Below are 19,970 nucleotides of genomic sequence, written 5' to 3'. Positions count from 1 at the left end.
GGCGGAGGGCGCCCCGCTGGTCGATCGGGGCGCCCGAGGCGGGGGCGGCTCAGCTGTTGTCGAGCGGGAGCCCGGGCGGGTTCACCAGGGCCTCGTCCACGGCCTCGTCCTGCAGGCCGTAGGCCGACAGCCAGTCCTGGTACTGACCGTTCCCGATGAGGTAGCCGAGGGCCTGGGCGATCGGCTCGGCGAGTCCGGAGTCCTTCTTCACAGTCGCCGCGATCAGCCCGTCGAGCGATTCGCCCGCTCCGGAGAACGTGCCGGCGTTGCGGGTCGGGTCGGCGCCGTCCTCCGAGATCCGGTTCTGGTAGACCGTCGTCGGGTTGGGCCCGAAGTAGGCGTCGATCCGGCCGGAGCCGAGAGCGAGAGTGACGGAGTTGGCATCGGGCAGTCGCGTGATCTCCAGGGACCTGCCCTCGGACTGCAGACGGGCCTGCCACTCGAGCAGGATCTTCTCCTGGTTGGTGCCGCTGCTGACCGCGACGGTGAGTCCGTCGAGGTTCTCGTAGTCGCCGTCGAACTCCCAGTCGTTCGAGGCGAGGACCTGGAACGCGAGGGTGTCGGCGCGGTAGGAGGCGAAGTCGTACTTCTCCTTGCGCTTCTCCGTGACGGTGATGTTCGAGAAGCCGACGTCGCTGCCTCCGGTGTCGATGCCCACGAAGAGGTTGTCCCAGGTGGAGTTCTCCACCTCGGGCTGCAGCCCGAGGACGGCGGCGACGAGGCGGCCGAGATCGGGCTCCGAGCCGGTGAGGGTCTCGGTGTCGGTCCCGGTGAACGCGAGCGGAGGGAAGCCTGCGGGGAGAGCGCCGACGCCGATCGTCAGGGTCCCGCGGTCGAGGATCTCCTGCGGCAGCGTGCCGCGGATCTCGTTGACGACCGGCACGTCGATGTCCGTCTCGGTCGCCGCTCCGTTGGAGAGGGCACCCACGGTGACGGTGGTGGTGCCGGAGGCGGCTCCCGGGGAGGCCGGGTCGGAGGCGGCGGCACCGGAGCAGGCCGCGAGGCCCGTCGTCAGCGCGGCGGCAGCGAGAAGCGCCCCGACTCTGGTCCAACGAGTGATGTGCGGTCTGGTCATGATTCGATTCCTGTGTCTGTCGTGCGGATGGAGAGGAGGAGGAGTGCGGGGGCTCAGCCGAGGACTCGGCCGAGGAAGTCGCGGGTCCGCGGATTCTGCGGGCGGTCGAGGACCTCGCTCGGGCTGCCCTGCTCGACGACGAGGCCGTCGTCGACGAACACCACCCGGTCGGCGACCTCGCGGGCGAAGCCGATCTCGTGGGTCACGACGATGAGGGTGCGGCCGCTCTCGGCCAGCGACCGGATGACCTGCAGCACCTCCCCGACGAGCTCGGGATCGAGAGCCGAGGTCGGCTCGTCGAAGAGGATCACCTCGGGGTCGAGCGCGAGCGCACGCGCGATGGCCACGCGCTGCTGCTGGCCGCCGGAGAGCTGCCTCGGATAGGCCGCCGCCTTGTCGGCGAGACGGACGTGCTCGAGCAGGGCGCGTGCCCGCTCGCGGGCCTCCGCGGGCGGCTGCCCCTGCGAGATCGGCGCCTCGGTGACGTTCTCGAGGATCGTCAGGTGCGGGAAGAGGTTGAAGCTCTGGAAGACGAAGCCGATCCTCGCCCTCTGGCGCAGGATCTCCTTCTCGCGCAGCTCCTTGAGCCGACCGCCGCGCAGCCGCACCCCGATCAGCTCGCCGTTCACGGAGACGAACCCCTCGTCGAGCTTCTCGAGATGGTTGATCGCCCGCAGCAGGGTCGACTTGCCCGAGCCGCTCGGACCGAGGATAACCGTGACGGTGCCCGCCTCGACGCGCAGGTCGACTCCCCGGAGCACGGTCCGGTCGCCGTAGGACTTGGTCGCGTTGTGGATCTCGATGGCGGCGGTCATCGCGCACTCCTCAGGCCGGCGAGCGAGCGCCGCACCCGCTGGAGGGGCGTGGGCGCGAGCTCCCGGTGCGCGCCGCGGGCGTAGAAGCGCTCGATGTAGAACTGCACGACCGAGATCGCCGAGGTCAGCACCAGGTACCAGATCGTCGCGACGACGAGCAGGGGGATGATGTCCGTCGGGTACGTGCTGCCGAGGTTCTGAGCGACCCCGAACAGGTCGAGCAGCGAGACGTAGAACAGCAGCGAGCTCGCCTTCAGCAGGCCGATGATCTGGTTCACGTAGGCGGGCACGATCGAGCGGAGCGCCTGCGGGAGGACGATGCGGGTGAACTGGCGGCGCTGCGGGATCCCGAGCGCCTTCGCCGCTTCGTGCTGCCCCTGATCGACCGCGAGCACCCCGGAACGGACGACCTCGGCGCTGTAGGCGATCTCGGACAGGCTCAGGCCGATCACGCCGAGAGCGAGCGGAGGCAGCAGCGACACCGTCGGCACCGACCACTGCGGACCGAAGGGGATGCCGATGCCGACGGTCGGATACAGGTTGCCGAGATTGAACAGGAAGATGAGGACGAGGATCAGCGGCACCGAGCGGAACAGCCAGATGTAGACCCAGCTGAGCGTCGACAGCACCGGATTGCCCGAGAGCCGGGCTACGGCGACGACGATGCCTCCGACGAAGCTGATCACGGCGCTGATGGCGGTGGCGAGGAGCGTCAGCTGCAGCCCCTTCAGGATCGCCGGACTGAAGAGCCAGGTCCCGACCTTCGGCCACTCCCACGACGGGTTCGTGAAGAGGGTCTGTCCGGCGTTCAGCAGGAGCACGAGGACCAGTGCGGCGACCACCCAGCGCACCGGGTGGCGCAGCGGCAGCACCGGCCGCTCGCCGAGTCGGGCGAGGTCGATGCCTCCGGGAAGGGGGCCGGACGTGTCCCGCGGTCGAGGCGGCGCGATCGTGCCGCTCATGAGGCACGCCCCGTGACGCCACCGCGCAGGAGTGCTCCGCCGTCGGGCAGGGACGCGGTGAGCTGCGCGAAGGAGTCGTCGTGCGCGGTCCGGATCCTCGCGACGTCAAGCGGCCGATCGGTGAGCGTCCGCGCATAGCCGTGCAGGACGACCACCTCCGGAGGCTGGGTCACGTCGTAGAGCGGTGTGTAGCCCGCGGTGAGGTAGAGCCGCTGCGCCTCCGGCTGGAGCGGCCCGGTCGTGAGGTAGACGGTCGAGTAGCCGAGCCGGCGGGCCTCCGCCTCGAGCTCTGCGACCACGCGCAGGGCGAGTCCCTGCCGACGGTGCGCCGAGGATGTCCAGATGCGCTTGAGCTCGGCGGTCGTGTCGTCGAATCTCTTCAGCGCGCCTCCGGCGATCGCGGTGCCGTCGCGCAGAAGCAGGACGAAGGATCCTTCCGGCGGGGCGAACACCTCGCTCGGGTAGCGCGCGAGCTCGGCCGATGCCGGCTCGCCCCAGGCGGTGCCGTAGCGGGTGTCGTACTCGCGCTCGAGCTCGTCGAGCAGGGGCCGGGCCCGCGGGTCATCGGCCCGCACATGGACGAACTCGTCGGCCGCGACGGTGTCAGACGAGGACACGAGCGGCCTCCTCGGCGGCCTGGGCGGCCGCGGCGTCGCGTCGAGCGACCTCCTCGCGCACCAGCGGTATCACGTGGCGACCGAAGTCGAGGGTGTCGTCGACGTAGTCGTAGCCGCGCGCCGAGATGATGTCGACCCCGAGATCGACGTAGTCGAGCAGCGCGGCGGCCACCGTCTCCGGCGTCCCGACGAGGGCGTTCGAGTTGCCGCGCGCTCCCGCGGCGACTCCCGCCCTGGTCCAGAGCGCGCGATCGAAACGGTCGCCTGCGGCGGCGATCGCGAGGAGGCGCTGCGAGCCGGTGTTCTCCGGCGCGGCGAGGCCTCCGGGGGCGGTCTCGCGGGTGCGCGCCTCGATGCGGCGGAGGATCCCCTCCGCCTTCTCCCAGGCCTGCTCCTCGGTGGCCCCGAGGATGGGTCGGAAGGCGACCTGGATGCGCGGCGCGACGTCGCGGCCGGCCGCCGCCGCCGCCTCCCGGATGCTGCGGATCTGCTCGGCGGTGTCCCGCAGCGGCTCGCCCCAGAGCGCGTAGACGTCGCTCTCGGCGGCACCGACGGACAGAGCGGCGGGAGAGGAGCCTCCGAACGAGATCTGCGGCCGAGGCTGCTGCACCGGCCAGACGTCGCTGACGAACCGGGAGAAGCGGTAGTGCTCCCCGGCGTGATCGAACGGCTCACGGGTCGTCCAGACCTGCTTGACGATCCTGATGTACTCGGCGGTGCGCGCGTAGCGCTCGTCCTTGCTCAGGTAGTCGCCCTCCGCGGCCTGGTCCGCGTCCGACCCGCCCGTGATCACGTGGACGCTCAGGCGGCCTCCACTCAGCTGATCGAGGGTCGCGAAGGCTTTCGCCGCGACCGTGGGGTAGGAGACGTTGGGCCGGTGCGCCAGCAGCAGCTGGATGCGCTCGAGCCGCGACGCGATGAAAGCGGCGGCGACGGCGGGGTCGGGGGCTCCGGAGTGGTAGGCGAACAGGATGCGGTCCCACCCGCTGTCCTCATGAGCCGCGGCCAGACGCACCGTGTACTCCGGGTCGAAGCTCGCGCCGCTGCGTGCTCGTGTCTCGCTGCCGTCGTTGAGCGCGGCGATGCCGAGGAATTCGATGGGCACTCGAGGCTCCTGCCTGTCGGGGCGCACCGTTCTGCACGCCGTGGGGGCCGACGCTAGGGTCCGCGGCCACCCGGCTCCAACCCGCCGCTACACACTTCTTCACATCGTCACGAGTCGTCACAGAGCGGCGTCCTCACGGGGGAAGGGTCATCGTGGACGCATGTCAGCGCCATCGGACGGGACCCGCTCCCTCGTGATCGTCGGGGGAGGTCCCCGCGCGGTCGGGGTCCTCGAGCGCCTCGCCGCGAACGCCGCCGAGGACGCCCTCGGGCCGGCCGCGCTCGTCGTCCACGTCGTCGACCCGTACCCCGTCGGCCCCGGCCGGATCTGGCGCTACGAGCAGTCGACGTTGCTGAAGCTCAACTCGCTCGCAGCCGACGTGACGATGTTCACCGACGCGAGCGCGACGATCGAGGGGCCGGTGCGCCCCGGACCCTCGCTGATCGAGTGGGCGGAGGCGGTGCGGGCCGGCCGGATCGCGCTCGCAGAGGGCGACGAAGCCGTGCGCCGCGAGCTCGACGGGCTCCGCGCCGACAGCTTCCCCACCCGCCGGCTGCAGAGCCTCTATCTGCGCTGGTTCCACCGGGAGGCGCTCGCCGCTCTCCGCCCTGACGTCGAGGTCCGCGAGCACGCGGCGCGCGTCGTCGAGGTGCTCGGCCGCGACAACGGTGCGCAGCGGGTCGTCCTCGACTCCGGCGACGTGATCGAGGCGGACCTGGTCCTGTTCTCGCTCGGGCACAGCGGCGCTCTGCCGACGGTCGACGAGACCCGGCTGGCCGGGTTCGCCGAGCGCCACGGCCTCGCCTACCTGCCGCCGTCGTTCACGGCCGACGCCGACCTCGGATCCCTCCGCGCCGGACACGACGTGATCGTGCGCGGCCTCGGCCTCGTCGCGGTCGACCTCCTGGTGCTGCTCACCGAGGGCCGGGGCGGCCGCTTCGAACGGGACGACGCCGGCGGACTGCGCTACCACCCGTCGGGACGTGAGCCGCGCATCCTGATCGGCAGCCGCCGCGGGGTCCCCTACCACTCGAAGATCGGCTCGACGATCCAGGGAGCCGCGCCCGAGCCCCGCTGGTTCTCGGCGTCCGTCGTCGAGGAGCTGCGCTCGCGACACCTCCCGCTCGACTTCAGCGAGGACGTCTGGCCCCTGATCGCCCAGGAGATGCTCTGGGGCTACTACCGTGAGCTCTTCACCGGGCACCCCGACCGGGTGAGCACCGACTGGACGCACTTCTCGGAGGTGTTCTCGCGGCTCGACCCGCGCGCCTCGGTCCTCGCCGGCTCCCGCGGCCCGCGACCCGAAGCGGGACAGGGGTACGCTCTCCCCGCACTCGGGGCCGACGCCGAGCGGGTCCTCGGAGATGCGCGGACCCTGACCGCGCTCGTCGCGGACACTGTGCCGGACAGCCTCGACAGGCTGCTCCTCCCCGATCTCGACCGCCCGTTCGCCGATGTGCGGTTCGCCGACGGCTCGGCGCTGCAGGAGGCGGTGCGCGCCTACATCCGGGACGACCTGGCTCTGCGCAGCCGGCAGGAGCACAGCGCCACGATGGCGCTCTTCCTCGCGCTTCTGCGCAGCCACTTCCTCGTCGCCGATCTCACCGCGTCCGCGAGGTGGACGCCCCGCTCGCGGATCGAGGATCTGCACGGATGGTGGCTCGGCTGGTTCAGCTTCCTCGCGAGCGGGCCGCCCGCGCACCGTCTCGAGGAGCTGCTCGCACTCTCGGACGCGGGCGTCGTCGACTTCCTCGGCCCGGGCATCCGTGTGGAGACTTCCGAAGAGGAGGGCCGCTTCGTCGCGAGCGGCGGGGCGACCGATCAGGTCGTCCTCGCTGACGCTCTCGTCGACGCGCGCCTCCCCCGGACGTCCGTTGCGAGGAGTGACGACGCGCTGATGCGAGCGCTCGTCGCGTCGGGGTCGGCGGTCGAGGACCTCGTCGACGTCGGCGACACTCTCCTGTCGACCGGGAGGCTGCGCGTGCACCAGGACGACACCCTGCTGCGCTCGACGGCGGGAGGCCGCGTCGGCCGCCGGTACGCGATCGGCCCGTACACCGACTCGCCGTTCGTCGGCGCCTTCTCCCGGCCGGGCACGAACGCGGTGTCGTTCCGCGAGAACGACAAGGTCGCGCGCGCGCTGCTGCGCCGCCTCCGCGCACTCGACGACGAGGAGCTCGTCCGAGCCGGCACTCTGATCCGAGGAGCACGATGACCGCCGCCCCACCCCTCAGCCTCGCCGTCGCCCTCGAGGGCGCCGGCTGGCACCCCGCGTCCTGGCGCGAGCCTGGCGCCCGTCCCGACGCGCTCTTCACCGGCGCGTACTGGGCGGACATCGTGCAGCGGGCGGAGCGCGGCGGGATCGACTTCGTGACGATCGAGGACTCCTTCGCCCTGCAATCGGCGGACCCCTTCCTGGCCGACGACCGCACCGACGAGGTCCGCGGCCGGCTCGACGCGCTGCTGATCGCCTCCTACGTCGCCCCCCTCACGAGCCGCATCGGTCTCGTGCCCACGGTCACCGTGACGCACACGGAGCCCTTCCACGTGTCGAAGGCCGTCGCGACGCTCGACCACCTGAGCCGGGGGCGGGGCGGTTGGCAGGTCAGGGTGTCGTCACGCGTCGACGAAGCCTCGCACGTCGGACGACGAATCGCGGCGATCGTGCCGCCGGAGCCGGGCACGCCCCTTCTCGAGGACCCCGCGATCCGCGCCGTCGTCGACGAGCTCTTCGAGGAGGCGGCCGACGCCGTCGAGGTCGCACGGAGACTCTGGGACAGCTGGGAGGACGACGCCGAGATCCGCGACGTCGCCACCGATCGCTTCCTCGACGCCGACAAGGTGCACCGCGTCGACTTCGCAGGACGCTGGTTCTCGGTGCGCGGCCCCGCGATCACTCCCCGGCCGCCGCAGGGGCAGCCCGTCGTCGCCGCGCTCGCACACGCCGACATCCCGTACCGTTTCGCCGCGCGCTCGGCCGACGTCGTGTTCGCGACGCCTCAGAACGCAGCGGACGCCGAGAGGATCCTCCAGGAGATCGCCGAGGCGGAGCGCGGGGCGGGGCGCACGGGCGAGCGCCTGCGGGTCCTCGCCGACCTCGTCGTCGTCCTCGACACCCCGGCGGAGTCCGCCGCGGCCAGACTCTCGCGCCTCGACGCTCTCGGCCGACCGCTCACCGGCGACGCCGCCGTCGCCGCCGGGTCGGCCGCGTCCGTCGCCGACCGCATCGCCGAGCTCTCACGGCTCGGCTACGACGGCGTCCGCCTCCGACCCGCGGTTCTCGCCACCGATCTGCCGCTGATCGCCGACGACCTCGTGCCCGAGCTGCGCCGACGCGGTCTGCTCGTCGGGACGGAGGAGGGCCGCACCCTCCGCTCAGCCCTGGGCCTGCCCACGTCGATCCCGAACCGCTACGCCTCCGAGGAGCAGTCATGACGCGGCGACCGAAGCAGATCGTCCTCGCCGCCTACGTGGGCGGGGTGAACGAGCACACCCTGTGGGAGCACCCCGACGCCGGCAGCCAGGTCGACTTCTCGACGTTCCGCCGCGTCGCAGAGACCGCGGAGCGCGGGCGGTTCGACTACTTCTTCCTCGCCGAGGGTCTGGCACTGCGGGAGCGCGCGGGGCGCCCGTTCGACCATGACATCGCCGGACGACCGGACACTCTGCCGCTCCTCGCCGCGCTGGCCGCGGTCACGGAGCACATCGGCCTGGTCGGCACGCTCAACGCGACGTTCAACGAGCCCTTCGAGCTCGCCCGTCAGATCGCGACCCTCGACCACCTCTCAGGCGGACGAGCGGGGTGGAACGTGGTCACGTCCTTCGACGCCTTCACGGGCGCGAACTTCCGCCGCGGCGGCTTCCTCGACCGCGCCGACCGCTACGCCCGTGCCGAGGAGGCCGTCCGCGCGGTGACGACGCTCTGGGACACCTGGACCTCCGACGCCGTGCGAGCCGATGCCCCCTCCGGCGAGTTCCTCGCCGACTCGTCGACGGGGTCGTTCGCCGTCTCGAGCAGCCAGTTCGACGTCTCCGGCCGTTTCACCGTGCCGCGCAGCCCGCAGGGCCGCCCGGTGATCGTGCAGGCGGGCGTCTCTCCGCAGGGTCGCGACTTCGCGGCGTCGAGCGCCGACGTGATCTTCTCCCCCTACCACCGGGGACCTGAGGCGCACGAGTTCGCGCGCGACATCGCGGCCCGGGTCGCGGCGGCGGGTCGCCCGGCCGGCTCCGTGCGGATCCTCCCGTCAGCCGCCGTCGTCCTCGGCGGCACCGCTGCGGAGGCGGAGGAGAGAGCGCGGTGGATCCGCGATCAGCAACTCACACCGCGCACGATCCAGGTGCTCTTCGAGCAGGTCTGGAACCGGGACCTGTCGGGCTTCGACGTCGACGGGCCGGTACCCGATCTCGAGCCCGACCTCGAGGCGCCGCCGCTGATCGAGGGCCGCGCACTGATCCACGGTGATCGCGCGGGGACCGTGCGCGCCTGGCGTGCGCTCGCTCAGGAGCGCGACCTCACCCTCCGCGGTCTCGCCGAGACCGTCTTCGACCGCACGGAGTACGTGGGCACGGCTGAGCAGGTCGCCGACCGTCTCGACGAGTTCGTGCAGAGCGGAGGCGGCGACGGGGTCGTCCTCGGATCGCACCTGCACCCGGGTGGTCTGGACGAGTTCGTCGACCGGGTCGTGCCGCTGCTGCAGGAGCGCGGTTCGCTGCGCACCGAGTACGAGGGCACGACCCTGCGGGAGAACCTCGGCCTGGAGATCCCCGCCCGGCCGTGACCTCATCCCCTCCGCCCCCTCTCCGACCTCCGAAGGAAGACCATGACCGACGCCTACTACGACCGCGCAGCCGACCGCCGCTACACCGCCGCCTACAAGAAGGAGACCCCCGACGTCCTTGCGGCGTTCACCGCCTTCGACACCGCCGTCTTCGCTCCGCAGGGTCGCGAGATCCCGCTCAAGTACCGCGAGCTCATCGCCTACGCCGTGGGCATCAGCAAGCAGTGCGTCTACTGCATCGACGGCCACGGCCAGAACGCCGTGCGCGCCGGTGCGACCGAGACCGAGCTCGCCGAATCAGCCTGGGTCGCGGCCGCCATCGGAGCCGGAGCCGCCTTCGCGCACGGCCGACTCGGCTTCAAGCTGACCGAGGACCACCCGCACTGATCGTGCCCCCGCCCCAGTCCCTCCTACCGATCGGCCGATCATGACGAACGAACCCGCCTTCAGCATCACCCTCACCCCCTTCGACGAGGACTACTCGCCGGCCCAGAGCTCCCGGATCACCACCAACTTCGCGAATCTGGCCCGCGGCGAGCGCCGCCGGGAGAACCTCCGGACCGCGCTGCGGATGATCGACGACCGGTTGAACGATCTCGTGCCGGGCGACGATCCGAGCCGCGGCCGCTACACGGTCGGGCTCGACATCGTCTCCGTCGGGCTGCGGCTCACCACGGACGGCGAGGACCGGGAGTTCCCCCTGCTGGAGGTCCTGCGCACCCGGATCCTCGACCGCCGCACCGGCCGATGTCAGCCGGGGACACTGGGGAACAACTTCTCCTCCTACCTCCGCGACCACGACTTCAGCGTGCGGCTGCCGGCGGTCAACGCCTCGCAGGCCGGCTTCACCGTCCCCGACGACTTCGGCGTCCTGCACGGCGCGCTCTTCCAGCACTTCCGGGACTCCGCGCAGTACGCGGAGCTCTCGTCGACGCCGCCCGTCATCTGCATCAGCGTCTCGACGAGCAGGACGTACCGGCGCACCGGGACCCTCCATCCGATCCTCGGCGTCGAGTACCGGCAGGACGAGCTCTCGCTGACCGACCGGTACTTCTCGGAGATGGGCCTCGGGGTCCGCTTCTTCATGCCGCCCGGCAGCACGGCGCCGCTCGCGTTCTACTGCGGCGGCGACCTGCTGGAGGACTACTCGGACCTCCAGCTCATCGCCACGATCAGCACGATGGAGACGTTCCAGAGGATCTACCGGCCCGAGATCTACGGCGCGCGCTCGGCCGCCGCCGACGTCTACCGGCCGGACCTGGAGCAGCAGGACTACGTGCGGCCCGCGGTCTCCTACGACCGCGAGGAGCGCGGCCGGCTCGCGGTCGAGCAGGGGCGGTTCGCGGAGGAGCACCTCATGAAGCCGCACGGGGAGCGGCTGCGGCAGTGGGCCGCCGGGTACGCGGGAGCGGTCCGATGAGCGCCCGCGGATCCTCGACGTCCCTCCCGCTCCTGCCCACCTCGATCGCCGGCAGCCTGCCGAAGCCGTCGTGGCTCGCGCAGCCGGAGACCCTGTGGTCCCCGTGGCGCCTGACCGGCGACGCCCTGGCCGAGGGCAAGCAGGACGCCCTGCGCGCCGCTGTCCACGAGCAGCACCACCGGGGCCTGGACATCGTCAGTGACGGGGAGCAGACCCGGCAGCACTTCGTCACGACGTTCATCGAGCACCTCACGGGCGTCGACTTCGAGCGGCGCGAGACGGTGCGCATCCGCGACCGGTACGACGCGAGCGTGCCGACCGTCGTCGGCGCCGTGGGGCTCGAGAGGCCCGTGTTCGCCGACGACGCCCGGTTCCTGCGCGAGCAGACCGATCAGCCGATCAAGTGGGCGCTGCCCGGCCCGATGACGATGATCGACACCCTCTCCGACCGGCACTACGGGAGCCGCGAGAAGCTGGCGTGGGAGTTCGCGACCATCCTCAACGAGGAGGCGCGAGCCCTCCAGGACGCCGGAGTCGACATCGTCCAGTTCGACGAGCCCGCCTTCACCGTCTTCTTCGACGAGGTGCACGACTGGGGTGTGGCCGCGCTGGAGAGGGCGGCGGAGGGACTCCGCATCGAGACCGCGGTGCACATCTGCTACGGCTACGGGATCAAGGCGAACACCGACTGGAAGGCGACCCTCGGGTCGGAGTGGCGGCAGTACGAGGAGTCGTTGCCGCTCCTCCAGCAGTCCTCGCTCGACATCGTCTCGCTGGAGAGCCACCACTCCCACGTGCCGATGGAGCTGATCGAGCTCGTCCGTGGCAAGAAGGTCATGCTCGGAGCGATCGACGTGGCGAGCGGGACCGTCGAGACGCCCGAGGAGGTCGCCGACACCCTGCAACGCGCCCTCCGGTTCGTCGACGCGGACCTGCTCCTCCCGAGCACGAACTGCGGCATGGCGCCGCTGCCCCGCGACCTCGCCTGGGGGAAGCTCAGCGCGCTGAGCGCGGGAGCGGCGATCGTCCGCGAGGAGCTCGCGCCCTGACGGGCCTTCGGGGAGACGTGTCGCGGCCGGCCCGTCTCCCCGGAGGTCCCGCCCGCCTCACCCCTCCGCTCGCGCCTCCTGCGCCGCGATGTCCTTCATCGCCAGGTCCGCCCGGCGGAACTGGTCCGTCTCCGGAAGCGCGAGGTGCAGTCCGGCGACGGTCGTGAGCGAGACCGTCACCTCGGCCACGGTCACGTCGAGGACGTGCCCGCCCTTCTTGCGGGCGTCGTCGACGTAGTGCAGGTGGTACCCGGGGACCGACACGGCCTGCTCGAACTGCGGAATGCGGAAGCCCGCGATCGTGCCGCGGGTGTCGGCGATGCCGGTGACGCTCTGGTGGGCGGTCGCCTCGATCAGGGGCGGGTACGGCTCCGTCTGCTCGCCGACGGTCCGGGTGCGGACCTCGGTGAACCGGCCGTCGATCCGCAGGGCGACGGGGATGTTCCCGCCGTCGACCGCGTCGTCGATCAGCCGGGTGAGTCCGGCGAGACCGGTCGGCTCCTCGACCGTGAACGTCGTGGTCGCGTGGAAGGGCAGCACGGCCGCGAAGGGCGTCCGGTCGTCGCCGTCCGCGACCTGGACGGAGCCGTCGCTGCGCAGGTGGTAGCAGACGCCGTCGACGATCACCATCTCGCCGTCCAGGTGGTTGAAGGTGCCCAGGCCGAGATCGCCGTGGGTGAGCAGCTCGCGGATCGTCAGGTCCCCGTCGTAGACCCCGGCCAGCAGCGCGGCCATGGTCGAGCTCTGGTAGATCGCGTAGTCGTCGGTCGAGTCGACCGTGTGCGTGCTCATTCGAAGGCGTCCTCGATGAGGTGGGCGGCGATGTCGACGTTGCGGCTGTAGTCCACCGCGACGTCGATGATCGAGACGCCCGGCTCGGCGAGGGAGGCGCGGAAGGCCTCCTCGAACTCGGCGAGGCCGCTCACCCGCCTGCCCGTGGCGCCGAACGCCGCGGCGAACTTCTCGATGTCGTAGTCGCCGAGCTGGACCCCGGACTTGCGGCCGTACTTCAGCAGCTGCTGGAAGCCGACCATGTCGTAGGTGTCGTCCCGCATGATCACGTGCGTGAACGAGAGGCCGAGCCGCGTCGCCGTCTCGATCTCCGTCGCGGAGAACAGGAAGCCTCCGTCGCCCGAGACGGAGACCACCGGGGTCCCGGGGCGCAGGAGGCTCGCCGCCATCCCCCACGGGAAGGAGACGCCGAGGGTCTGCTGCCCGTTCGAGAAGAGCAGGTGCTTGGGCTCGTACACCCGGAAGTGCCGGGCCATGAAGATGTAGTTCGAGCCGATGTCGCAGGCCACGGTGGCGTCGTCCGAGAGCAGGTCGCGCATCAGGAGCAGGAGGCGGGCGGGATCGACGGTCCCGGGAGCCGCCTCGGCCGTCCGCGCCGCGTCGTCGATCCGCTCCAGCTCGCTCCGGTGCCGGGCGACCCGGTCGGCCGCGTCCTCGTCGAGCTGCAGGCCGGAGACGAGCGGCGTGAGGGCCGCGACGGTCTGCGCGAGGTCGCCCTTCAGCTCCAGCGCGGGCAGGTAGTGGTTGTCCAGCGGGGCGTCGACGGAGTCGATGTGGACGACCCGGCGGTCGACGTCGCTGTTCCAGATCACCGGGTCGTACTCGACGGCGTCGTAGCCGATCGCGACGACGAGATCGGACTCGGCGAGGGCGAGGTCGGCGGGCTGGTTCTTGAACAGGCCGACGCGGCCGAGGTAGTGGTCCTCGAGCTCGCGGGAGACGAGGCCGGCCGCCTGGAACGTCTCGATCACCGGCAGCTCCGTCTCGCTGATCAGGACCCGCAGTGCCGCCACGGTCGCCGGCTCCGACGCGCGGAGTCCCACGAGGAGGACGGGCCGCTCCGCGGTGTTGATCAGGTCGGCGGCGTGGGTGAGGTCCTCGGCGCGCGCCGGACCGCTCGTCGGCCCCGTGGCCGCCCGGGTGATGACCTGCGAGGTCGCCGCGGCCATCACGCTGGCCGAGAGGACGACCGCCGCGGCGCCTCGGGGCTCGGTGACCGCGGCGCGGAAGGCGTTGCTGACCGCCTCCGAGACGTCGTCCGGATCCGTCGACTCGACCGTGTACTTCGTCACGGTGGAGAGGAAGGCGGCCGCATCCATCGACTGGTGCGTGCGCTTGAGGCGGTCGGAGAGCTGCACGGCCCCGGCGAGCGCGACGACCGGGTCCTGCTCCGTGTTGGCCGTGAGCAGGCCGGTGGCGAGGTTGGTCGTGCCGGGACCGGAGGTCACGAGGACGACACCCGGGCTGCCCGTGAGCCGTCCCACCGCGGCGGCCATGAAGGCGGCGTTCTGCTCGTGCCGGCAGACGATCAGCTCCGGCCCCTCGTCGGCGAGGACGTCGAAGACCGCGTCGATCTTCGCTCCCGGGATCCCGAAGACGTACTTCACGCCGTTGGCGGTCAGGGTCTCGATCACCCGCCGTGCACTGCGCGTCTCGACGTTCGGCTGCTCCATGGTCGGCTCCGCTCTCTCCTCGGTTGTACCGACGAGCGTAGGAACGGGGGCACCCGGAGCGACCCGGTCAGATGACTCGTTCCCACCGGTGCATCTCCGCCGGCGTACCGATCGCAGTGACGGAGCGCTCGGGCGGGACACGCCCCGCTCCCCCGCCGACGGTCTGCTCCGAGAGTCGTCCGACGCTCGCCGCGACGTCCCCGGTCGTGATGGACTTGCCCGCATGATGATCTCTCCGCGCGAGTCCGCGCACGACACGAAGGCAGGCGTCTGATGGCCGAGGAGCGCGCGATCCTCGCGGGCGGATGCTTCTGGGGGCTCCAGGAGCTCATCCGCGACATGCCGGGCGTCTTCAGCACCCGCGCCGGGTACGCCGGCGGCAGCACGCCGAACGCGACCTACCGCCACCACGGCGACCACGCGGAGGCGGTCGAGATCGAGTTCGATCCCGAGCAGCTCTCCTACCGCGACCTGCTCGAGTTCTTCTTCCAGGTGCACGACCCGACGACGAAGAACCGTCAGGGCAACGACATCGGCACGGCCTACCGCTCCGTGATCCTCTTCCTCTCGCCTGAGCAGGAGAGGGTCGCGCGTCAGACGATCACCGAGATCGACGCGTCGGGCCGCTGGCCCGGACCGGTCGTCACCGAGGTCGAGCCCGCCGGCGAGTTCTGGGACGCCGAGGAGGAGCACCAGGACTACCTGCGCAAGCACCCCGGCGGCTACACCTGCCACTGGGTCCGGCCGAAGTGGGCGCTCGACGCCTGATTCCGGTCACGCGGGACGCGGGGCCCCGGGCTCCGCTCCCGCGGGCACGGCTCGCGTCCGGTGTGCGAAGAGCAGCACGACGGCGAGCGCCGAGAGCACGAGGGCCGGCGTCGGAGCCCAGGCCGGAGCGAGCGTCACGGTCGCCGCTCCGACGACGGCCCCGACCGCGAGGCTCGCGACGATGAGCGCCTGGAGGGTCCTCGACCCGGACGAGCGCTCGGCGAGCTCCTGCATCAGGCTCGTGAGCGTGCCCGTGACGAACGTGGTCGTCAGGCCGGCGGCGCCGGAGATCCGCTTCGCGAGCACGGTCTGCAGCCCGAGCGCCGCCGCGCTGGTCGCGATGAACGCGCAGTCCACGAGCAGCGATCTGCCGCCCTGCACCGTCGGCCAGGCGACCGCGACGGCGAGCTGGAGGACGACCCCCACGAGGGCGATCGCGCGGAGCGGACGTCTCCCGTCGCCGGTCGACGACGTGCGCGCCCGCGTCGTGCGGAACCCGGCGTAGACCGCTCCGGCGAAGAAGACGATCGCCGTGACCGCTCCGGCCGCGGTCGTCAGCCAGGCGGAGCGGGGGTACAGCCCCAGCAGCACCAGGTTGCCCGTCATGTTCGCGGTGAAGATGCCGCCGAGCAGGAGGAACGCGAACGCGTCGGTCGCGCCCGAGGCGATCGCCAGCAGCACCAGGGCGAGCCTGAGGCGCGCGGGCCCGGTCACCGCCGTCACGCGAGGCCCTCAGCCATGGAGCTGCCGCCAGGTGACGATCTGCTCTCCGCGGAGCTCGTAGCTCCCGAAGCAGCGGAGCCAGTGGCCCTCCCCCGTGTCCGAGCGGAGGTGCAGGGCGTGCTCGGTGAGGACGACGCTGCCGGCGACGGCGATCGTGACGAGGGCGATCCGGATCTCGGTGAACGCCCGGTGGACCTCGTCGCACATGTCGAGGACCCGCGCCCGCCCCGCGATCTCCTGCGAACTCGACGCGCTGTAGACGACCTCCGGATGCAGGAACGGGATGAGCTGGCGGCTGTCGCGAGCGCTCCACACCTCGAGGAAGTCGCGCACGACCAGCTCGTTCTCGATCATCGCGACGCCCCGCACCGACGCGTCCTGCCAGCTCTCGGCCATGGGTCCTCCCGCCGTCCCCGCACCGACACTCGTCGATGGCGACGAGCCTGCCCGAGAGCGCCCCGGGCGCCTACGCGTCGGATGACCCGATCTCCCCGCCGGCGGGCTCACCGCGCGTGGGCCGTCGCCAGCTCGCCCCAGTGCGTCGTCGCCCGGAGCGAGAGGGCGTCGCGCTTCATCGTCCACACCGGCCCCGTGCGGATGCCCGCCAGCCCGAGGCCGACCGCGGACCGGCCGTGGCGCTTCGTCACGGCGTCGATGGTGGCGCCGAGGCCCTTCGTGTCGAAGGCGGTGTCGAAGATCTCGAGCAGCGCGTGGGAGTTCCGAGGCGACAGGTTCGTGAGGATGACGCCGGCCCGCACGTAGCGCGCGCCCTCCCGCAGCCGCGGGCGCAGGGTGCCGATCGCGGCCCTCACCATCGCCACCGGGTCGTCCGTGGGGACGGGGAAGCCGGCCAGGCCGCCGGCGGACTCGTACGGCGCGTCCGCGAACGGCGACGTCGACGCGAACACGCTCATCGTCCTGGTGACCGACTCCTGACCGCGGAGGCGGTGGGCGGCGCGCTGCGCGTAGACGGAGAGCACCTGCTCCATGCCCGCGATCGTCGTCACGGGAGTGGCGAACGACCGGGAGAAGATCAGCTGGTCGCGGACGGTGCGAGCGGCCTCGAGGGGGATGCAGTCGACGCCGCGCAGCTCGTAGACGGAGCGCTGCAGGACGACCGAGAACTTCTTGCGGATCAGCGCGGGGTCCGCGTCGCGGAGGTCGCGGACGGTGTGGATGGACAGCTCCGCGAGGCGCTTCCCTGTGCGGCCGGCGACGCCCCACAGCTCGGTGACGTGCTGGGAGGCCATGAGCGCGTCGAGCTGCTCGGGCGTGTACCAGTCGGTGTCGCAGACGCCCCCCAGGCGCGGGTGCTTCTTCGCTCCGCCCTTGTTGACGAACTTCGCGAGCGTCTTGCTCGGGCCGAAGCCGACGCAGACGGGCAGCCCGACGTTCTTCGCGACGGCCGCCCGCATCGCCCGGCCGACCTTCGCCCGCTCCGCCACGTCGCCGTCGACGCCGAGGAAGGACTCGTCGATCGAGTACACCTCCTGCCAGGCGGAGTAGCGGCCCAGCAGCTCCATCACGCGCGCGGACAGCTCGCCGTACAGCTCGTAGTTGCTCGATCGGGCGATCACCTCCGGGAGGCGACCGGAGCGGATGAGCGGCTCGATCTGGAACCAGGGCGTGCCGTTCTCGATCCCGAGCCTCTTCACCTCGTCGGAGCGGGCGACGACGCAGCCGTCGTTGTTCGAGAGGACGACGACCGGCCGGCCCGCGAGCCTCGGATCGAACAGCCGCTCGCAGGAGACGTAGAACGAGTTCACGTCGACCAGGGCGATGCGCCGCTCAGAGCGCACGGTGCAGCCGGTGGAGGCAAACGGTGACGACGCCCCACACCTGGAGGTCGCTCAGCTCGGCGACGTGGATCGGCGGGTACTCCGGGTTCTCGGCCCGCAGGACCACTCCCCCGGAGTGCAGCTCGAGGCGCTTGACGGTCAGCTCGCCGTCGAGGATCGCGATGACGACGCTCCCGTGCGTCGGCGTGATCGACCGGTCGACCACGAGCTCGTCGCCGTCGCTGATGCCCGCGCCGACCATGCTCTCGCCCGAGACACGGACGATGAACGTCGACGTCCTGTCGCGGATCAGGTGGTCGTTGAGGTCGAGGGACCCGTCGAAGTAGTCCTGCGCCGGCGACGGGAATCCGGCCGCCACCGCCTCGCTGGTGACGAGGAACATAACGGCGACGGCGTCCGAGGCGGGGGTCGCGATGCGCTCCACGACGGTCACGCCCATGGTCGGCTCCCTCCTCGTGGTATCGAACGGGTGTTCGAACGCGTCCGAGTGTAGGTCGGGGGCACCGACATTCGGGAGGCGCTCGGCGCCGTCCTCGATCGCCGGCGGGGACGATCATCGGCGATGCCGCCGGTCGCCGGGAGGAGTGGCGCGTCGGCCGACGCGAGCCCAGCCTCCCTGGAGCCTTCTCCGGCACGATCCGACCTCATCCCCTCGGAAGGAGCCCCTCCCATGCGCGCATCCCGTCCTCTTCCCGGCGACCCCTGGCCGTCGCAGATGGTCATCACGGTCGAGGACAACCCCTCGGCGCTGCTCGAGCTCCTCTGGATCCGCGAAGCGTGGGGCTTCACTCCGGCGGTCGACGGGCCTCCGCCGCTCGAGCGGTCCCCGGAGCGGGTCGGGTCGGCGGAGCCCGGCGCCGACGAGCAGCGCGCCTGGCCTCAGCTGTGGCAGGACTGCGTCGAGCATCTGGCGGTCGAGACCGGCCCGCTCCTCCGGCAGCTCTCCAGCACCGCCGACGGATCCCCCGAGCGCGCACGCCTCCTCGACCTCGCGCGCGGCCCCGGCTGGCGGGAGCGCTTCGGCGACGACTCCCTCGGAGCGCCTTTCAGCGCCTGGCACGACGAGCTGCGATCCACCCAGATGGACGCGCGGGACGTCCCGCTGGACGCCGCCCCCGAGCGGCGCTGCCTCGGCTCCCTCGTCCCCGCCTGGGAGGCCGGACTGAGGACGGTGGTCACCCTCCCCTGCCGCAGCGAGTACACCCGCGCCGTCTCCGGCTCGGTGCTGATCCTGACCGACAGCGACCACCGGGACCCGGACCGCTACGCCGCCGCGCTCCGACGGTTCGCCGACGGCTCGCCGGAGTGACGGGGCACGGATCTCCGGATCGGATGAACGCTCGCGCGCTCCGGACGGTATCCCCCTCCGAGCCGCCGATCTCCGGCGACCGCAAGTCTCGAGGAGTGCACGATGACCAGGAAAATCAGAGTCGGTATTGCAGCTGTCGCCGTCGCGGGCGTGATGGCGGTGGCACCCGTGCTCGCCGGTGCGAGCAGCGTCGCTCCGGCCGCGGCGACCAGCGACTCCAGCAGCGCGTCGGACAGGAACCTGATCAACGCGGTCCGCTCCGTGGCGGCGAAGCTGCGGGTCGTCGGACTCTCCGACGGCGGCACGAAGCTCGTGCAGTTCAACCCGACCAAGCCCGGCAAGGTCACGAACCGCGTCGCCGTCAGCGGCCTGACCGGCGGCGACACCGCGCTCATCGGCATCGACTACCGCGTCCAGGACGGCGCCCTCTACGGCGTCGGCGACAACGCGGCGAGCGCCGGCGTCTACTCCATCAACCCGTCCACCGGCGCGGCCACCCAGGTGACCCGTCTCACCGTGGCGCTGAGCGGCACCTCCTTCGGCGTCGACTTCAACCCCGCCGCGAACGCGCTCCGCGTGGTCAGCGACACGGGCCAGAACCTCCGTCAGCCGTTCGCCACCGCGGGCGCCGCGACGGTCGCCGACGGCACGCTCAGCTACGCCGCGCCCGCCGTGGCCACCGGTGTCGCCGGGGCCGCGTACACGAACAACGACCTCGACGCGAACAGCGCGACCACCCTGTTCGTCCTCGACACGGCCCTCGACCAGATCGCGATCCAGTCCCCGGCCAACGCCGGCACCCTGGCGCCGACCGGGAAGCTCGGCCTCGACGCAGCGGGTGCGACCGGCTTCGACATCTACTCCGTCCTCCGCAACGGCAGCTCCATCGGCTCGGTCGGCCTCGCCGCCGTCAACGGGTCGCTCTACGAGATCGGACTGCTGAACGGCACGGCGACTCCGCTCGGCGCCATCGGCGCGAACGTCACGGACATCGCCGTCCCGCTCGTCCAGCGCTGACCCGAAAGGCTCCCGGCGACCGCGCCCCTGCCGACCGACGCTCCCGGTGAGCGCCGGTCGGCAGGACG

Annotated in this window: 20 protein-coding genes; 9 read left to right on the top strand and 11 right to left on the bottom strand. The window is 71.7% G+C overall.

Annotated features, from left to right (window positions below; all coding sequences use genetic code 11):
• Positions 1 to 49 precede the first annotated feature (49 nt).
• From C5C30_RS09020 to C5C30_RS09000, 5 genes are read right to left on the bottom strand one after another with little or no spacing between them, the layout of a single operon-like run.
• Positions 50 to 1,075 (bottom strand): transporter substrate-binding domain-containing protein, encoded by a 1,026-nt coding sequence (locus tag C5C30_RS09020; RefSeq protein ID WP_104333571.1) that lies wholly within the window; start codon positions 1,073 to 1,075, stop codon positions 50 to 52.
• 53 nt (positions 1,076 to 1,128) lie between these two features.
• On the bottom strand, positions 1,129 to 1,890 hold the full coding sequence (locus tag C5C30_RS09015) for an amino acid ABC transporter ATP-binding protein (RefSeq protein ID WP_104223287.1): 762 nt from the start codon (positions 1,888 to 1,890) through the stop codon (positions 1,129 to 1,131).
• The gene (locus C5C30_RS09010) at positions 1,887 to 2,852 is read right to left on the bottom strand and encodes an amino acid ABC transporter permease (RefSeq protein WP_104233982.1); all 966 of its coding nucleotides are present in this window, start codon (positions 2,850 to 2,852) and stop codon (positions 1,887 to 1,889) included. The genes C5C30_RS09015 and C5C30_RS09010 overlap by 4 nt, the downstream gene beginning before the upstream one ends.
• Positions 2,849 to 3,469 carry a GNAT family N-acetyltransferase gene (locus tag C5C30_RS09005; protein ID WP_219827787.1) on the bottom strand — a complete coding sequence of 207 codons (621 nt, stop codon included), beginning with the start codon at positions 3,467 to 3,469 and terminating at the stop codon, positions 2,849 to 2,851. Before C5C30_RS09005 ends, C5C30_RS09010 begins: the two co-directional genes overlap by 4 nt.
• Positions 3,456 to 4,574 carry an LLM class flavin-dependent oxidoreductase gene (locus C5C30_RS09000; protein WP_104233983.1) on the bottom strand — a complete coding sequence of 373 codons (1,119 nt, stop codon included), beginning with the start codon at positions 4,572 to 4,574 and terminating at the stop codon, positions 3,456 to 3,458. The genes C5C30_RS09005 and C5C30_RS09000 overlap by 14 nt, the downstream gene beginning before the upstream one ends.
• 160 nt (positions 4,575 to 4,734) lie before the next feature.
• On the opposite strand from C5C30_RS09000, the gene C5C30_RS08995 reads away from it, so the two are divergent.
• Genes C5C30_RS08995 through C5C30_RS08970 form a run of 6 tightly spaced genes read left to right on the top strand, consistent with a single transcriptional unit; the run spans position 4,735 to position 11,821 of the window.
• A complete protein-coding gene (locus tag C5C30_RS08995) occupies positions 4,735 to 6,789 on the top strand; it encodes an FAD/NAD(P)-binding domain-containing protein (RefSeq protein ID WP_104333570.1) in 2,055 nt (684 codons plus the stop codon).
• Positions 6,786 to 8,009 carry an LLM class flavin-dependent oxidoreductase gene (locus C5C30_RS08990; protein ID WP_104226542.1) on the top strand — a complete coding sequence of 408 codons (1,224 nt, stop codon included), beginning with the start codon at positions 6,786 to 6,788 and terminating at the stop codon, positions 8,007 to 8,009. The genes C5C30_RS08995 and C5C30_RS08990 overlap by 4 nt, the downstream gene beginning before the upstream one ends.
• Complete coding sequence (locus C5C30_RS08985; RefSeq protein WP_104223292.1) at positions 8,006 to 9,352, top strand: NtaA/DmoA family FMN-dependent monooxygenase; 1,347 nt, start codon at positions 8,006 to 8,008, stop codon at positions 9,350 to 9,352. The genes C5C30_RS08990 and C5C30_RS08985 overlap by 4 nt, the downstream gene beginning before the upstream one ends.
• Before the next feature lie 42 nt (positions 9,353 to 9,394).
• On the top strand, positions 9,395 to 9,739 hold the full coding sequence (locus C5C30_RS08980; RefSeq protein WP_104223293.1) for a carboxymuconolactone decarboxylase family protein: 345 nt from the start codon (positions 9,395 to 9,397) through the stop codon (positions 9,737 to 9,739).
• Between the two features lie 40 nt (positions 9,740 to 9,779).
• Positions 9,780 to 10,772: a putative oxygenase MesX gene (locus C5C30_RS08975; RefSeq protein WP_104333569.1), complete on the top strand. Its 993-nt coding sequence runs from the start codon at positions 9,780 to 9,782 to the stop codon at positions 10,770 to 10,772.
• Positions 10,769 to 11,821, top strand: a complete 1,053-nt coding sequence (locus C5C30_RS08970; protein ID WP_104333568.1) for a methionine synthase — start codon at positions 10,769 to 10,771, stop codon at positions 11,819 to 11,821. Before C5C30_RS08975 ends, C5C30_RS08970 begins: the two co-directional genes overlap by 4 nt.
• 57 nt (positions 11,822 to 11,878) lie before the next feature.
• Here C5C30_RS08970 and budA read toward each other — a convergent pair whose 3' ends face one another.
• Both budA and alsS read right to left on the bottom strand, forming a co-directional pair.
• Positions 11,879 to 12,613: an acetolactate decarboxylase gene (budA, locus tag C5C30_RS08965; protein WP_104333567.1), complete on the bottom strand. Its 735-nt coding sequence runs from the start codon at positions 12,611 to 12,613 to the stop codon at positions 11,879 to 11,881.
• Positions 12,610 to 14,286 (bottom strand): acetolactate synthase AlsS, encoded by a 1,677-nt coding sequence (gene alsS, locus C5C30_RS08960; protein ID WP_104333566.1) that lies wholly within the window; start codon positions 14,284 to 14,286, stop codon positions 12,610 to 12,612. Before alsS ends, budA begins: the two co-directional genes overlap by 4 nt.
• 273 nt (positions 14,287 to 14,559) lie before the next feature.
• Here alsS and msrA point away from each other — a divergent pair, with 273 nt between their 5' ends.
• Complete coding sequence (gene msrA, locus C5C30_RS08955) at positions 14,560 to 15,054, top strand: peptide-methionine (S)-S-oxide reductase MsrA (RefSeq protein WP_104226547.1); 495 nt, start codon at positions 14,560 to 14,562, stop codon at positions 15,052 to 15,054.
• A 6-nt stretch (positions 15,055 to 15,060) separates the two neighbouring features.
• Here msrA and C5C30_RS08950 read toward each other — a convergent pair whose 3' ends face one another.
• From C5C30_RS08950 to C5C30_RS08935, 4 genes are all read right to left on the bottom strand, one after another.
• Complete coding sequence (locus C5C30_RS08950; RefSeq protein ID WP_181131522.1) at positions 15,061 to 15,768, bottom strand: YoaK family protein; 708 nt, start codon at positions 15,766 to 15,768, stop codon at positions 15,061 to 15,063.
• A gap of 18 nt (positions 15,769 to 15,786) precedes the next feature.
• On the bottom strand, positions 15,787 to 16,173 hold the full coding sequence (locus C5C30_RS08945) for a nuclear transport factor 2 family protein (protein ID WP_104268983.1): 387 nt from the start codon (positions 16,171 to 16,173) through the stop codon (positions 15,787 to 15,789).
• Positions 16,174 to 16,280: 107 nt separating this feature from the next.
• Positions 16,281 to 17,576, bottom strand: a complete 1,296-nt coding sequence (locus tag C5C30_RS08940; protein WP_104268984.1) for a Y-family DNA polymerase — start codon at positions 17,574 to 17,576, stop codon at positions 16,281 to 16,283.
• Positions 17,566 to 18,015, bottom strand: coding sequence for a LexA family transcriptional regulator (locus tag C5C30_RS08935; protein WP_104268985.1), 450 nt, complete (start codon positions 18,013 to 18,015; stop codon positions 17,566 to 17,568). Before C5C30_RS08935 ends, C5C30_RS08940 begins: the two co-directional genes overlap by 11 nt.
• Positions 18,016 to 18,246: 231 nt before the next feature.
• On the opposite strand from C5C30_RS08935, the gene C5C30_RS08930 reads away from it, so the two are divergent.
• Together C5C30_RS08930 and C5C30_RS08925 are read left to right on the top strand one after the other, a co-directional pair.
• Positions 18,247 to 18,885 carry a hypothetical protein gene (locus tag C5C30_RS08930; RefSeq protein WP_104333565.1) on the top strand — a complete coding sequence of 213 codons (639 nt, stop codon included), beginning with the start codon at positions 18,247 to 18,249 and terminating at the stop codon, positions 18,883 to 18,885.
• Positions 18,886 to 18,987: 102 nt separating this feature from the next.
• Positions 18,988 to 19,902, top strand: a complete 915-nt coding sequence (locus C5C30_RS08925; protein WP_219813058.1) for a DUF4394 domain-containing protein — start codon at positions 18,988 to 18,990, stop codon at positions 19,900 to 19,902.
• Positions 19,903 to 19,970: the final 68 nt, after the last annotated feature.

The organism is Rathayibacter sp. AY2B5, assembly GCF_002931645.1.
In the GTDB taxonomy this organism is placed as follows: Bacteria; Actinomycetota; Actinomycetes; order Actinomycetales; family Microbacteriaceae; genus Rathayibacter.
The sequence above is the reverse complement of the archived record's forward strand: the minus strand, read 5'-3'. Positions and strand labels throughout refer to the sequence as shown.